The sequence below is a fragment of the Kosakonia sp. HypNH10 genome, assembly GCF_029850615.1.
Classification (GTDB): Bacteria; Pseudomonadota; Gammaproteobacteria; order Enterobacterales; family Enterobacteriaceae; genus Kosakonia; species Kosakonia cowanii.
The window spans coordinates 163,604-177,437 of record NZ_JAOTIU010000002.1; the positions used below are offsets into that span (position 1 = coordinate 163,604).

Annotated in this window: 13 protein-coding genes, 4 tRNA genes and 1 other RNA gene; 5 read left to right on the top strand and 13 right to left on the bottom strand. The window is 55.0% G+C overall.

Going from position 1 to position 13,834, the window contains the following annotated elements:
• Positions 1 to 28: 28 nt before the first annotated feature.
• The 4 genes from ptsI to cysZ all read right to left on the bottom strand — a co-directional run bounded on the left by ptsI (position 29) and on the right by cysZ (position 4,318).
• A complete protein-coding gene (gene ptsI, locus N7V53_RS06970; protein ID WP_279792873.1) occupies positions 29 to 1,756 on the bottom strand; it encodes a phosphoenolpyruvate-protein phosphotransferase PtsI in 1,728 nt (575 codons plus the stop codon).
• A 48-nt stretch (positions 1,757 to 1,804) separates the two neighbouring features.
• A complete protein-coding gene (gene ptsH, locus N7V53_RS06975; protein WP_007370907.1) occupies positions 1,805 to 2,062 on the bottom strand; it encodes a phosphocarrier protein Hpr in 258 nt (85 codons plus the stop codon).
• A gap of 382 nt (positions 2,063 to 2,444) precedes the next feature.
• Positions 2,445 to 3,416 carry a cysteine synthase A gene (cysK, locus tag N7V53_RS06980; RefSeq protein ID WP_023478966.1) on the bottom strand — a complete coding sequence of 324 codons (972 nt, stop codon included), beginning with the start codon at positions 3,414 to 3,416 and terminating at the stop codon, positions 2,445 to 2,447.
• A gap of 140 nt (positions 3,417 to 3,556) precedes the next feature.
• Positions 3,557 to 4,318 (bottom strand): sulfate transporter CysZ, encoded by a 762-nt coding sequence (cysZ, locus tag N7V53_RS06985; RefSeq protein ID WP_279792875.1) that lies wholly within the window; start codon positions 4,316 to 4,318, stop codon positions 3,557 to 3,559.
• Positions 4,319 to 4,547: 229 nt separating this feature from the next.
• Here cysZ and zipA point away from each other — a divergent pair, with 229 nt between their 5' ends.
• From zipA to N7V53_RS07000, 3 genes are all read left to right on the top strand, one after another.
• Positions 4,548 to 5,582, top strand: a complete 1,035-nt coding sequence (zipA, locus tag N7V53_RS06990) for a cell division protein ZipA (protein WP_279792876.1) — start codon at positions 4,548 to 4,550, stop codon at positions 5,580 to 5,582.
• A gap of 69 nt (positions 5,583 to 5,651) precedes the next feature.
• A complete protein-coding gene (gene ligA / locus N7V53_RS06995) occupies positions 5,652 to 7,670 on the top strand; it encodes an NAD-dependent DNA ligase LigA (RefSeq protein ID WP_279792879.1) in 2,019 nt (672 codons plus the stop codon).
• A complete protein-coding gene (locus tag N7V53_RS07000; RefSeq protein ID WP_023478979.1) occupies positions 7,671 to 7,886 on the top strand; it encodes a DUF3820 family protein in 216 nt (71 codons plus the stop codon). It begins immediately after the preceding gene.
• On the opposite strand, the gene N7V53_RS07005 is transcribed toward N7V53_RS07000, so the two are convergent.
• On the bottom strand, positions 7,883 to 8,872 hold the full coding sequence (locus tag N7V53_RS07005) for a bile acid:sodium symporter family protein (protein WP_076770241.1): 990 nt from the start codon (positions 8,870 to 8,872) through the stop codon (positions 7,883 to 7,885). The two genes, N7V53_RS07000 and N7V53_RS07005, sit on opposite strands and share 4 nt — an antisense overlap.
• Before the next feature lie 89 nt (positions 8,873 to 8,961).
• On the opposite strand from N7V53_RS07005, the gene N7V53_RS07010 reads away from it, so the two are divergent.
• Positions 8,962 to 9,891 carry a LysR family transcriptional regulator gene (locus N7V53_RS07010; RefSeq protein ID WP_124967651.1) on the top strand — a complete coding sequence of 310 codons (930 nt, stop codon included), beginning with the start codon at positions 8,962 to 8,964 and terminating at the stop codon, positions 9,889 to 9,891.
• Here the strand turns inward: N7V53_RS07010 and N7V53_RS07015 are convergent.
• The 6 genes from N7V53_RS07015 to N7V53_RS07040 form a co-directional block, all read right to left on the bottom strand.
• Entirely contained in the window at positions 9,882 to 10,241 is a 360-nt protein-coding gene (locus N7V53_RS07015) for a FlxA-like family protein (RefSeq protein ID WP_279792885.1), read from the bottom strand. The two genes, N7V53_RS07010 and N7V53_RS07015, sit on opposite strands and share 10 nt — an antisense overlap.
• 259 nt (positions 10,242 to 10,500) lie before the next feature.
• A non-coding RNA gene (locus N7V53_RS07020) (RtT sRNA) lies at positions 10,501 to 10,626 on the bottom strand.
• 29 nt (positions 10,627 to 10,655) lie between these two features.
• Positions 10,656 to 10,731 (bottom strand) — tRNA-Lys (locus tag N7V53_RS07025).
• A 4-nt stretch (positions 10,732 to 10,735) separates the two neighbouring features.
• Positions 10,736 to 10,811 (bottom strand) — tRNA-Val (locus N7V53_RS07030).
• Between the two features lie 41 nt (positions 10,812 to 10,852).
• Positions 10,853 to 10,928, bottom strand: a tRNA-Val gene (locus tag N7V53_RS07035).
• A gap of 41 nt (positions 10,929 to 10,969) precedes the next feature.
• Positions 10,970 to 11,045: transfer RNA gene (locus tag N7V53_RS07040), tRNA-Val, on the bottom strand.
• 256 nt (positions 11,046 to 11,301) lie between these two features.
• Between N7V53_RS07040 and gltX the strand changes: the two genes are divergently transcribed.
• Positions 11,302 to 12,717, top strand: coding sequence for a glutamate--tRNA ligase (gltX, locus tag N7V53_RS07045; protein ID WP_023479709.1), 1,416 nt, complete (start codon positions 11,302 to 11,304; stop codon positions 12,715 to 12,717).
• Positions 12,718 to 12,781: 64 nt separating this feature from the next.
• On the opposite strand, the gene N7V53_RS07050 is transcribed toward gltX, so the two are convergent.
• Both N7V53_RS07050 and N7V53_RS07055 read right to left on the bottom strand, forming a co-directional pair.
• Positions 12,782 to 13,381, bottom strand: coding sequence for a nitroreductase family protein (locus tag N7V53_RS07050; protein ID WP_023479847.1), 600 nt, complete (start codon positions 13,379 to 13,381; stop codon positions 12,782 to 12,784).
• A 208-nt stretch (positions 13,382 to 13,589) separates the two neighbouring features.
• Positions 13,590 to 13,832: a DUF1158 family protein gene (locus N7V53_RS07055; protein ID WP_023479876.1), complete on the bottom strand. Its 243-nt coding sequence runs from the start codon at positions 13,830 to 13,832 to the stop codon at positions 13,590 to 13,592.
• Positions 13,833 to 13,834 lie beyond the last annotated feature (2 nt).

The window sequence follows — 13,834 nt, forward strand, 5'->3', positions numbered from 1 at the left end:
AGCAGTAATTTGGGCCGCATCTCGTGGATTAGCAGATTGTTTTTTCTTCAATGAACTTGTTAACCAGCGTCATTAACTCGTCCGTTGTCGGTTGAGCAAGAGCCTGCTCTGCTAACACCTTCGCATCTTCGAAGTTCGTGTTACGAATAATCTTCTTAATGCGCGGGATAGAAATGGCACTCATACTGAATTCATCCAGACCCATCCCCAGCAACAGAAGTGTAGCACGTTCGTCGCCAGCAAGCTCACCACACATGCCGGTCCATTTACCTTCAGCATGAGAAGCATCAATAACATGCTTGATCAGGTTGAGTACGGACGGCGACATCGGCTGGTAAAGATGTGAAATCATATCATTACCGCGGTCAACTGCCAGGGTGTACTGCGTTAAATCATTGGTGCCGATACTAAAGAAGTCCACTTCTTTCGCCAGATGGCGCGCAATCGTCGCGGCGGCAGGGGTTTCTACCATCACGCCGATTTCGATGGATTCGTCAAAGGCTTTGCCTTCGTCGCGCAGTTCCTGTTTGTAGATCTCAATCTCTTTCTTCAGTGCACGCACTTCTTCAACAGAGATGATCATCGGGAACATAATGCGCAGTTTGCCGAAAGCAGAGGCACGCAGGATAGCGCGAACCTGATCGCGCAGGATCTCTTTGCGATCCATGGCGATACGAATGGCGCGCCAGCCGAGGAACGGGTTCTCTTCTTTCGGGAAGTTCATGTAAGGCAGCTCTTTGTCGCCGCCAATGTCCATGGTACGTACAATCACGGCCTGGGAGCCACACGCTTCCGCAACCGCTTTGTAGGCGTCGAACTGCTCTTCTTCGGTCGGCAGCGCGTCGCGATCCATAAACAGGAATTCGGTACGGTAGAGGCCAACGCCTTCAGCGCCGTTGCGCTCTGCGCCCGCGACATCGCGAACAGTACCGATGTTGGCGCACACTTCAACCTGGTGACCATCAAGGGTGATGGCCGGCAGATCTTTCAGCTTCGCCAGTTCAGCTTTCTCTTCCGCGACCTGCGCCTGCGCTGCGCGCAGTGCGTCGATCTCGTCGTCGCTCGGGTTAACGTAAACTTTGTTGTTTACCGCATCGAGGATCAGATAGTCGCCGTTTTTCACCTGAGTGGTGACGCTACCGGTGCCCACAATCGCCGGCAGCTCAAGGGAGCGCGCCATGATCGACGTGTGGGAGGTACGGCCGCCAATGTCGGTGATAAAGCCGAGCACTTTTTTCAGGTTCAGCTGTGCGGTTTCGGACGGTGTCAGATCGGCTGCAACCAGGATGACTTCATCCTGAATGGCGCTCAGATCGATAATCGGCATACCCAGAATGTTGCGCAGCAGGCGTTTACCAATGTCGCGCACGTCAGCGGCGCGCTCTTTCAGGTATTCGTCGTCCAGCTCTTCCAGGGCGGTTGCCTGACCTTCGATAACTTCATGGGCTGCCGCGTCGGCAGTCATGCTCTTATCTTTAATCAGGGCTATGATTTCCTGCTCCAGCTCCTCATCTTCCAGCAACATGATGTGGCCTTCGAAGATGGCTTCTTTTTCTTCGCCGAAAGTTTCACCTGCTTTCGTTTTGATCGCTTCCAGTTGCGCCGATGCCTTGGCACGACCGCTCAGGAAACGTTCAACTTCCTGATCAACCTTGTCGGCAGAAACTTTCTTCCGGTCGATGACGATCTCATCTTCTTTCAGCAGAAGTGCTTTGCCGAAAGCGATACCCGGGGATGCTAAAATGCCTGAAATCATAACCCTACCTTTACTTGTGACTGATCTTTAAAGAAACCCGCGAAAAACTTACTCGAGTTCCGCCATCAGTTTAACCAGATGTTCAACCGCTTTCTGCTCATCTTCGCCTTCAGCGGTCAGAGTCACAACGGTACCCTGAGTCAGGCCCAGAGTTTGCAGTTTGAACAGGCTTTTTGCGCTGGCGCTTTTGCCGTTGGAGGTCACAGTGATTTCAGAAGAGAAGCCTTTTGCTTCTTTAACAAACTGAGCAGCAGGGCGAGTGTGCAGACCGTTCGGAGCTGTAATGGTAACTTCTTGCTGGAACATTGTATTTCCCCAACTTATAGGTTTAGTGTTGTGGAACTAAAGTCTAGCCTGGCGGCAGGACTTTAGCCTGTATAGTTAGCGCTGGCGTAACGAGCCAAGGTACAGATGCCAGAAAGGCGCGGTCTCGTGCAGACGCTGATGGTCGCTGACGTTTCGCACGTCATTAAACATTATGCCGTGAAAGCCAGAATTGAACCAAATCATAAAAACGATTCAGCAGTGTGAAATCTGACTTCGATTAATTTCGCGCTTCAAAATAAATGTGATGGTTAAATACCAGACCAGGCCGTTTTCGGCAATGCCAGGTGGGACAAAAGTTTGATGTATGCCACAAAAAAGCACCCCGATGGGTGCTTTTTTGCGCTGATTTAACAATCTGGCATCACTGTTGCAATTCTTTCTCAGTAAAGAGATCGGCAAACAGTGCAGTGCTGAGGTAACGCTCACCGGAAGAGGGGAGGATAACCACAATATTTTTATTGGTAAAGGCCTCATCTTCCTGAAGTTTGAGCGCGGCCGCAACGGCAGCTCCGGAAGAGATACCGGCCAGAATGCCTTCCTCTTCCATTAGGCGACGCGCGGTACTGATCGCCTCTTCATTAGTAATCTTCACTACCTTATCAATCAGCTTCAGATCGAGGTTACCCGGAATAAAACCGGCACCAATACCCTGAATTTTGTGCGGACCTGGCTTCAGCTCTTCGCCCGCCAGCGCCTGCGAGATCACCGGTGAGTCGGTTGGCTCAACGGCCACGGTAATCAGGTCACTTTTGCCCTTGGTGTTTTTGATAAAGCGGGTCACGCCTGTCAGCGTGCCGCCGGTGCCCACGCCAGAGATAAAGACATCCACCTGGCCGTCGGTATCTTCCCAAATTTCAGGGCCGGTGGTTTTTTCGTGGATCTCCGGGTTTGCCGGGTTGCTGAACTGCTGAAGCAGCAGGAACTTCGCCGGATCGCTGGCAACAATCTCTTCCGCTTTCTGAATCGCGCCTTTCATGCCTTTCGCGCCTTCGGTCAGCACCAGGTTTGCGCCAAGCGCTTTCAGCAGCTTGCGACGCTCAATGCTCATGGTTTCCGGCATGGTCAGCGTCAGCTTGTAACCGCGCGCTGCGGCAACATAGGCCAGCGCGATACCGGTGTTACCACTGGTCGGTTCGACCAGTTCGACGCCCGGTTTCAGCACACCACGTTTTTCGGCATCCCAAATCATATTGGCACCGATACGGCATTTTATGCTGAAGCTCGGGTTGCGCGACTCGACCTTCGCCAGAATGCGTCCGTTACCGATGCGGTTCAGTCGAACCAGCGGCGTATGACCAATGGTCAGCGAGTTGTCTTCATAAATCTTACTCATAGCCCGTCCTTAACTGTATGAAATTTGGGAACCGACCCAGCATACGCACTTACTGATGATGCGGAAGTAAGGATTTCGCATATCTATATGCTGCGACGAAATAATGCTTATCAGTATGGAATAAGAAAAGGAATAGTTCCTTAGCGCCAGCTGGCAAGCTTATTGCGATAACAGTCGACCCACATGGCCGTTGCGCCGCAGACTGCAACCGGCATCACCACCAGATTGAGCACCGGTATCAGTGTGAAAAGGCTGGTTAACGCGCCGAACTGCATATTGGTCACTTTCCGTTCGCGTAACGCCGAGCGCATGGTTTTAAACGGCACTTTGTGGTTGTCGAACGGGTAGTCGCAATACTGGATCGCCAGCATCCAGGCGCTAAACAGGAACCAGAGCACCGGTGCGACGGTCTGTCCGATACCGGGGATAAAATAGAGGATAAGCAGAATGGCGGCGCGCGGCAGATACCAGGCAAGCTTCTGCCACTCGCGCTTCATAATGCGCGGAAAATCTTTCATCAGCCCGAACACGCCAACGTCCGGCGGCGTCGCACCCGTTAATCGCGCTTCCAGCTGCTCGGCCAGCAAGCCATTAAAGGGCGCGGCAATCCAGTTAGCGAGGGTTGAAAAGAAGTAGCCAAACACCAGCAGGATGGAGATAACGATAATCGGCCATAATAGATAGCTAAGCCACTGTAGCCAGTCCGGCACGTGGCTCATCAGCATTGGGATCCAGCTGTCGAGGCGGGTAAAGAGCCACCAGAACGCGCCGCCCATCAGCAGAATATTGACCAGCAGGGGCAGGATCACGAAGCGGCGAATGCCCGGTAACGTGACCAGTTTCCAGCCTTGAGAAAAGTAGTAAAGACCGCTGCGCGCAGCGCCGGGCGAGGATGAAACCATGATTTGGCTGGACTCCTTTTAAACTCATGCGAAAAAACCGAAGCTTATAATATTCACCGGACGGGGGAAACCTGTTCGGAAATGTTCGAAAAAACAGCAAAAAGTACGATTTAATTCATCTTTATGCGGTGAATGCTTCCCATCCACTTGCACTTGGCCTAATGCGCAAATACTCTTAGTGAGTAAATGTTTGCCGTGGTGGCAAGGTGTTAGAACAACAGAGAATATAATGATGCAGGATTTGCGTCTGATATTAATCATTGTTGGCGCGATCGCCATAATTGCTTTACTGGTTCACGGTTTCTGGACCAGTCGCAAAGAACGCTCTTCTATGTTCCGCGATCGCCCACTAAAACGTATGAAATCGCGACGTGACGACGACGAGTTTGACGACGAGGACGTCGAAGAGGACGAAGGCGTTGGTGAAGTTCGGGTGCATAAAACCCCCAGCGTACCGAAGGCCAGCGTAGAGCAGGAAAATCCGCGTCATGCCGCGCAGCACCAATACCAGCCGCCTTACGCGTCGGCCCAGCCACGTCCGTCGGCTCCGCCGGTTCAGCAGAGCGAGCCTGCGCACCACGCGCCGCAACCCTATTCGCAGCCGCAACAGCCGGAGCGCCCCGTTGTCGAGCCGCGCGTAGTGGAACCGCAGCCAGTCGCCCAGCCGACCGCGCCTGCCCAGCCGCAGATGGCCCCGCAGCACTTTCCGCAACAGCCGTCGCATCATCAGCCTTCGGTACATCAAGGTTCCCAACAGCTGCAGATGCAGCCTCAGGTTCACGAGCCAGCACCGCAGCCAGAGCCGGAGCCGGTTGTGGACGCGCCGGTAGAAAAACCGCAGCGCAAAGAGACGGTAATAATTATGAACGTTGCGGCCCATCATGGCGCGGCGCTCAATGGCGAAGTGCTGCTTAACAGCATCCTGCAGGCCGGTTTCAAATTTGGCGATATGAATATTTTCCATCGTCATCTCAGCCCGGACGGCAGCGGCCCGGCGCTCTTCAGCCTGGCTAACATGGTCAACCCTGGCACATTTGATGTGGAAACCATGGGCGAGATGGCAACCCCTGGCGTCACGATCTTTATGCAGGTGCCGTCCTACGGCGACGAGTTGCAGAACTTCAAGCTGATGCTGCAATCTGCTCAACACATTGCCGATGAAGTGGGTGGTGTGGTGCTCGATGACCAGCGTCGGATGATGACGCCGCAGAAGCTGCGTGAATACCAGGCGCGTATTCGCGAAGTGAAAGACGCTAACGCGTAACGGCGCGTCACGACACATTCCCTTCCAGAACCCCCGCCCGTCGGGGGTTTTTTACATTGATGGTGCGATATGGAATCAATTGAACAACAACTGACAGAACTGCGAACTACCCTTCGCCATCATGAACATCTCTATCACGTTATGGACGCGCCGGAGATCCCGGATGCCGAGTACGATCGCCTGATGCGCGAGCTGCGCGAGCTGGAAGCGCAGCATCCAGAGCTGATTACGCCGGATTCACCAACCCAGCGCGTCGGTGCCGCACCGCTCACCGCCTTTACGCAGATACGTCATGAAGTGCCGATGCTGTCGCTCGATAACGTCTTCGATGAAGAGAGCTTTCTGGCATTCAATAAACGCGTACAGGATCGCTTAAAGAGCAGCGATGCGCTGATCTACTGCTGCGAGCTGAAGCTCGACGGACTCGCGGTCAGCCTGCTGTATGAAAACGGCGTGCTGATGCGCGCCGCCACGCGCGGCGATGGCACTACCGGGGAGGATATCACCTCTAACGTGCGCACCATCCGCGCCATTCCGCTGAAGCTGCGCGGGGAGAACATTCCGGCGCGGCTGGAAGTGCGCGGTGAAGTTTTCCTGCCGCAATCCGGCTTTGAAAAGATCAATGAAGAGGCGCGCCGCACCGGCGGGAAAGTGTTTGCTAACCCGCGTAACGCCGCCGCCGGTTCGCTACGCCAGCTTGACCCGCGTATCACCGCAAAGCGTCCGCTCACCTTCTTCTGCTACGGCATTGGCATCCTCGAAGGCGGCGAGCTGCCCAACAGCCATCTGGCGCGTTTGCAGCAGTTTAAAGCGTGGGGCTTGCCGGTGAGCGATCGCATCCGCCTGTGCGGCACGCCGGAAGAGGTGCTGGCCTTCTATCATAAAGTTGAGCAAGACCGCCCGACGCTCGGGTTTGATATCGACGGCGTGGTAATCAAAGTCGACTCCCTCGATCTGCAAGCGCAGCTCGGCTTTGTGGCGCGTGCGCCGCGCTGGGCGGTAGCGTTTAAATTCCCGGCCCAGGAGCAACTGACGTTTGTGCGCGATGTCGAGTTTCAGGTGGGCCGTACCGGGGCGATTACCCCTGTCGCACGCCTTGAGCCGGTACACGTTGCCGGGGTGCTGGTCAGCAACGCCACGCTGCATAATGCCGATGAGATTGACCGACTTGGGCTGCGTATCGGTGACAAAGTGGTGATTCGCCGCGCCGGGGATGTGATCCCGCAGGTGGTGAATGTGGTGCTCTCCGAACGCCCGGAAGAGACGCGGGAAGTGACCTTCCCGGCGCACTGCCCGGTGTGCGGCTCTGATGTCGAGCGTGTGGAAGGCGAAGCCGTTGCCCGCTGTACCGGTGGCCTGATCTGCGGCGCGCAGCGCAAAGAGTCGCTTAAGCATTTCGTCTCGCGCCGCGCGATGGATGTGGATGGCATGGGCGATAAGATTATCGACCAGCTGGTTGAGAAGGAGTACGTCCACACGCCTGCGGATCTCTTCCGCTTAACTGCCGGTAAGCTGACCGGTCTCGATCGGATGGGGCCGAAGTCGGCACAAAACGTAGTCAACGCGCTGGAAAAAGCGAAAGAGACCACTTTTGCCCGTTTCCTCTATGCGCTCGGTATTCGCGAAGTGGGTGAAGCGACGGCGGCAGGGCTGGCGGCCTACTTCGGCACGCTGGAGGCATTGATAGCAGCCTCGGTTGACGAGTTGCAAAAAGTGCCCGATGTCGGCGTGGTGGTGGCAAAACACGTGCATAACTTCTTCAGTGAAGAGAGCAACCGCGACGTGATTCGCCAGCTGACAGAAGAAGTGGGCATTCACTGGCCCGCGCCGCTGGTGGTTAACGCCGAGGAGATCGACAGCCCGTTTGCCGGTAAAACCGTGGTACTCACCGGTAGCCTGAGTCAGCTTTCGCGCGACGAGGCCAAAGAGCGCTTAACGGCGCTGGGGGCGAAAGTGGCTGGCAGCGTATCGAAGAAGACCGATCTGGTGATTGCTGGTGAAGCCGCAGGCTCGAAGCTGGCGAAAGCGCAGGAGCTGGGCATTGCGGTCATTGATGAAGATGAAATGATTCGTCTGCTGGGAGCCTGAATGGAGAAGGAGCAACTGATTGAGATCGCCAACATGGTGATGCCTTTTGGCAAGTACCAGGGGCGTCGGCTGATTGATCTGCCGGAGGAGTACCTGCTCTGGTTCGCCCGTAAGGATCAGTTTCCCGCCGGGCGGCTTGGTGAGTTAATGCAAATCACCTTAGTGATTAAAACCGAGGGGCTGAGCCATCTGGTTCAGCCCCTCAAGCGGCCTTAAGCTTTCGCCGCTTCCTGCGCGGCGTGCTGCTCCGCCTTACGTTTGTAACGGCGGGCCAGCACGGCGCACACCATCAGCTGGATCTGGTGGAAAATCATCAGCGGCAGCACCATCATGCCGATCACCGACGTCGGGAAGAGAATATTGGCCATCGGTATGCCGTTGGCGAGGCTCTTTTTCGAACCGCAGAAGACAATCGTAATCTCATCCGCTTTATTGAAGCCGCATTTGCGCGCCACCAGAATATTTATCGCAATCACAATCGCCAGCAGAACAATGCTCGCCGCCACGATAAACATCAGCGAGCCGAGGCCTACTTTGTGCCAGATGCCGTTCACCACTGCTTCGCTAAAGGCGGAGTAAACCACCAGCAGAATCGAGGTCTGGTCGGTTTTGGAGATCCACTTTTTATGTTTGGTGACGAATCCAGCGGTCCACGGGCGTGACAGGTGACCGAGCACAAATGGCAGCAGCAGTTGCAGCATGATTTTGCCGACCTGCTCAAGGCTGCCCTGCGCGCCATGCAGGTTCATCAGCAGGCCAACTAACAGCGGCGAGAGGAAGATCCCCAGCAGGCTGGAGGCCGACGCCGAGCAGACCGCCGCCGCGACGTTACCGCCCGCCAGTGAGGTAAAAGCGATGGCCGACTGCACCGTGGCGGGCAGAATGCAGAGATAGAGGAAGCCGGTGTAGAGCTCCTGGCTGATATTGACCGGCGACCACCAGACAAACAGCACGCCGAGTGCCGGGAAGAGCACGAAGGTGCTGCACATCACCCACAGGTGTAAACGCCAGTGGCTGCCGCCGGCGATAATCGCTTCACGGGAGAGCTTTGCGCCATGCATAAAAAAGAGCAGCGCAATCGCGGCAGTGGTCAGCCCTTCGAAAAAGGGAACAAAACTCCCGCGCGCCGGGAAGAAAGAGGCCAGCAGAACGACGCAGACCAGCGTCAGGGTAAAGGGATCAAGGATACGAAAAAGTTTCATGTGCACTCCTGAAAGTCGATGGCGCTATTGTGCTTTGTCTGCTTTGAGAAATAAAATTGATTTATTGCATCCATTCATGAATTTATCAGATGAATTATTCACTCCGTCAATTACGTGTCTTTGTCACCGTCGCCCAGGCGAAAAGTTTCAGCCGTGCCGGGGAGATGATCGGCCTCAGCCAGTCGGCGGTCAGCCACAGCGTAAAAGAGCTGGAGCGGCAGACCGGCGTCAAGCTGCTGGATCGCACAACCCGCGAAGTGGTGCTGACCGAAGCGGGTCAACAGCTGGCCGGGCGGCTGGAACGGCTATTAGATGAGCTTAGCAGCACGCTGCGTGAAGCGGGGAGGGTAGGGCAGCAGTTAACCGGAACGGTGCGCGTCGCCGCCAGCCAGACTATCTCCGCGCATCTCATTCCGCACTGTATCGCCAGCAGCAACCAGCGCTACCCGGAGATCGATTTTGTGCTGCATGACCGCCCGCAGCAGTGGGTGCTGGAGAGTATTCGGCAGGGCGAAGTCGATTTTGGCATTGTGATCGATCCCGGCCCGGCCAGCGATCTGGAGATCGAGGAGATCCTCGCCGAGCCCTTCTTCCTGCTGTGTCGCAACGATCACTCCTGGGCGCCGCTTGACGCCGTGCCGTGGTCGGCGCTGGATGGTGCCCGGCTGGTGGTGCAGGATTACGCCTCCGGCAGCCGTCCGCTGATTGATGCGGCGTTACACCACTTTGCGGTGCGGGCGAAAATCGTGCAGGAGATTGGTCATCCGGCGACGCTTTTTCCAATGGTGGAGGCGGGGATTGGTATCAGCATTCTGCCCGCGCTGGCATTGCCACTTCCGCAGGGTAGCCAGCTGATGGTGAAACGGCTGGTGCCGGATATGCAGCGCAAAATTATGCTGGTGCGACGTAAAAACCGATCGCTTTCCGGCGCGGCGCAGGCGTTATGGGATGTGGTGCGGGAACAAGCCCGGTGTTTAAACCGGGCCCGGGAGAACGATCCGCTCTTTACTCAGATGTAGATATCAACCTGATGATCGACTGAAGGGTTATTTACGCCTTCAATTTTGCCCTGCGTCGGGGTGTTCGGGTGGTTTTGCGTCTGCTTTTGCTCCGCCTCTTCAGCCTGCTTACGCATTAACTGTTGAAGCTGTGCCTGCAGCAGCTGGATCTGTTGCTGAATCTGCTCTTGCTGTTTCTTTTTCTGTTCAGTTGTCCCTTCGCCGTTAGGGATATCTTTCAACTGCTGGGTAAGCTTGGCGATCTGCTGCGTCACACGGCTGATTTGTGATGCGGTGTCGCTACCGGCGGAAGATGAACCGCTGGTGCTGCCACCCTGAACAGAGGGGGTTGCTGCCGAAATAGTCGTCATTGAAAACTCCTTTTTTGCCATAAAAGAGAGTTATCGGCCTGGTCGTGCCGGACTTGAATAAGAAGCGTGTGAGGATGTGTCAGTTGAAAGCTTTTGCCCGACGCATTGCCTGCTGGCGCTGCGCTTAGCAGGCCTACGAAAACCAGGTGCGGAGAGATATTGTAGGCCGGATAAGGCATAGCCGCCATCCGGCAAGAAGAGCGCACAGATTTTTCAAATCGCAGATAGCAAAAAAGCGCCGCAAGCGCCATTTTTACATTGGTGGGTCGTGCAGGATGACTCGCTTCGCTCGCCCTTCGGGCCGTCGCCGCAAGCGGCTCCGTTGTCTCACTGCGTTCGACCCGAACCTGCCGCAGGTTCGAATCTTTCAAATCGCAGATAGCAAAAAAGCGCCTTTAGGGCGCTTTTTTGCATTGGTGGGTCGTGCAGGATTCGAACCTGCGACCAATTGATTAAAAGTCAACTGCTCTACCAACTGAGCTAACGACCCGAAGTGGTGGGTGATGACGGGATCGAACCGCCGACCCCCTCCTTGTAAGGGAGGTGCTCTCCCAGCTGAGCTAATCACCCACTTCGGTACTTCTACTGATAAGAATTCGCTGGCGAGAAAGTGGTGGGTGATGACGGGATCGAACCGCCGACCCCCTCCTTGTAAGGGAGGTGCTCTCCCAGCTGAGCTAATCACCCACTTCTCATTCTTATCTACACTGCGGGAACCACAAAATTTGTGGTGGGTGATGACGGGATCGAACCGCCGACCCCCTCCTTGTAAGGGAGGTGCTCTCCCAGCTGAGCTAATCACCCCCGCTGTGTGGAGTCGCATTATAGGGAGAGTTGAAAATGAGTCAACGCATTTTCAAAAGAAATTGTTCGTTCGTCGTAAAATTAGACAACACGCTGACAAATCGATCGCGAGCGCATGATTTATAAACAAAATAGCCCGTTTACTGCGCCATTTCGGTAACAACATTGAGGAATCAGCCCACAGTGATAGAATATCGCCCACTTTTCTATTAGGTATTGCCGACGGTCGGCATCGCTATCAACGTAAGGCCAATTCATGAAAATCAAAACTCGCTTCGCGCCAAGCCCCACCGGCTATTTGCACGTTGGCGGCGCGCGCACTGCTCTCTACTCCTGGCTGTTTGCCCGCAATCAAGGCGGTGAGTTTGTGCTGCGCATCGAAGACACCGATCTCGAGCGTTCCACTCCGGAAGCAATCGAAGCCATTATGGATGGCATGAACTGGCTGAGCCTCGAATGGGATGAGGGCCCGTACTTCCAGACTAAACGCTTTGACCGCTATAACGCGGTGATTGATGAAATGCTGGAAGCGGGCACCGCCTATAAATGCTACTGCTCCAAAGAGCGTCTTGAGCAGCTGCGCGAAACGCAGATGGCAAATAACGAAAAACCGCGTTACGACGGCCGCTGCCGCCATGACCATACTCACCATGCTGCTGATGAGCCGTGCGTGGTGCGTTTTGCCAACCCACAGGATGGGTCGGTAATTTTTGACGATCAGATCCGTGGTCCGATCGAATTCAGCAACATGGAGCTGGACGATCTGATCATTCGCCGTACCGATGGTTCCCCGACCTACAACTTCTGCGTAGTCGTGGATGACTGGGATATGGAGATCACCCACGTGATCCGCGGTGAAGATCACATCAACAACACCCCGCGCCAGATCAACATCCTGAAAGCGCTGAACGCGCCGGTGCCGGTTTACGCGCACGTTTCAATGATCAACGGCGATGACGGTAAAAAACTCTCCAAGCGTCACGGCGCGGTGAGCGTGATGCAGTATCGCGATGATGGTTACCTGCCGGAAGCGCTGCTTAATTACCTGGTGCGTCTGGGCTGGTCCAGCGGCGATCAGGAGATCTTCAGCCGCGAAGAGATGATCAAACTCTTCTCGCTGGGCGCAGTAAGCAAATCCGCCAGTGCGTTTAACACCGATAAACTGCTGTGGCTGAACCATCACTACATCAACACCCTGGCGCCGGAGTATGTTGCTACCCATCTGCAGTGGCACATTGAGCAGGAAAATATTGATACCCGCACCGGCCCGCAGCTGGCGGAGCTGGTGACGCTGCTCGGCGAGCGCTGCAAAACGCTGAAAGAGATGGCGGCAAGCTGCCGTTACTTCTATGAAGAGTTTGCTGAATTCGACGCTGATGCGGCGAAAAAACACCTGCGTCCGGTTGCGCGTCAGCCGCTGGAAGTGGTGCGCGACAAACTCGCCGCCATTACCGACTGGAGCGCTGAAAACGTGCATCACGCCATTCAGGCCACCGCTGATGAGCTGGAAGTGGGCATGGGTAAAGTTGGTATGCCGCTGCGCGTCGCGGTGACCGGTGCCGGTCAGTCGCCGGGTCTGGATGTTACCGTTCACGCGATTGGTAAGACCCGCAGCATTGAGCGCATCAATAAAGCGCTGGGCTTTATCGCTGAGCGTGAAAGCCAGCAGTAAGCCAAAAAAAAGCCGCCTGAAAAGGCGGCTTTTTTAATTGTTCGAACACACGTCAGCGCGTAGCTTAACGCGCAACCACAAAGCGTTTATCGTCGTCCATAAACGTTTTATCGCCTGCCGGAGCCATAATTGAACCAAAGTTCATATGACCGCGCAGTTTCCAGCTCGCCGGAATATTCCAGGTGCGCTGCACGTCTTCATCCACCAGCGGGTTGTAGTGCTGCAGGTTAGCGCCAATGCCTTTCTCTGCCAGCGCCACCCAGACAGCATACTGGGCAATACCGGTACTGTGTTCAGACCACACCGGGAAGTTATCGGCATACGCGGCGAACTGCTCCTGTAAGCGGGTCACTACTTCCTGATCTTCAAAGAACAGCACCGAACCTGCCGCCGCAGCGAAACCATCAATTTTTTGTGAAGTGCCGTGGAAATTCTCTTCTGGCACAATTTTCTTCAGCTGTGCGCGCGTCAGTTCCCAGAACTGCTCATGCTCTTTACCCAGCAGGATCAGCGCACGTGAACTTTGCGAGTTAAACGCCGACGGTGCCTGGCGAATCGCTTCTTTAATAAGGTCAACAACCTCATCTTCCGCCAACGGCAGGTTTTTGCCGAGGGCATAGATCGTTCTACGTTGTTTAGCTAAAGCGAGAAAATTGTCTGACATGATTCCTCCTGAAGTTATCTGCACTTCCGCGGTGCTGTCATCAGCAAACGGCGGAAAAAGCGCCCGAAGCAAATTTATAACCGGTTGATCATTCATTGCATCAATATGCTGCCTCGAAAAAGCATAGGCCTGGGATGCAATAAATAAAAGTCCAACAATTTGCCGTTAACATTCAAAAAATTAGAATGAGCCAGCCGCTCGCGCAGCGTTAAACCGCCAGCCAGCGCCGCCAGATAAAGCGTAAAACGTAGAATTCAATGGTGCCGAGCAGCAAAAACCAGAGGCAGTAGAGCAGGGTGTAAAACTGGTTTAAATCCAGCAGATGGAAGGTTTGCATCAGCGTTTGCGCCAGCTGCATGCCCAGTTGCGGCGCAGGTAGCAGCAGCACAGAGACAAAAGAGAGCAGCAGGATGCCCGCAAGCGTGACCATCGTTTCGAGGGGATGTTTCATAA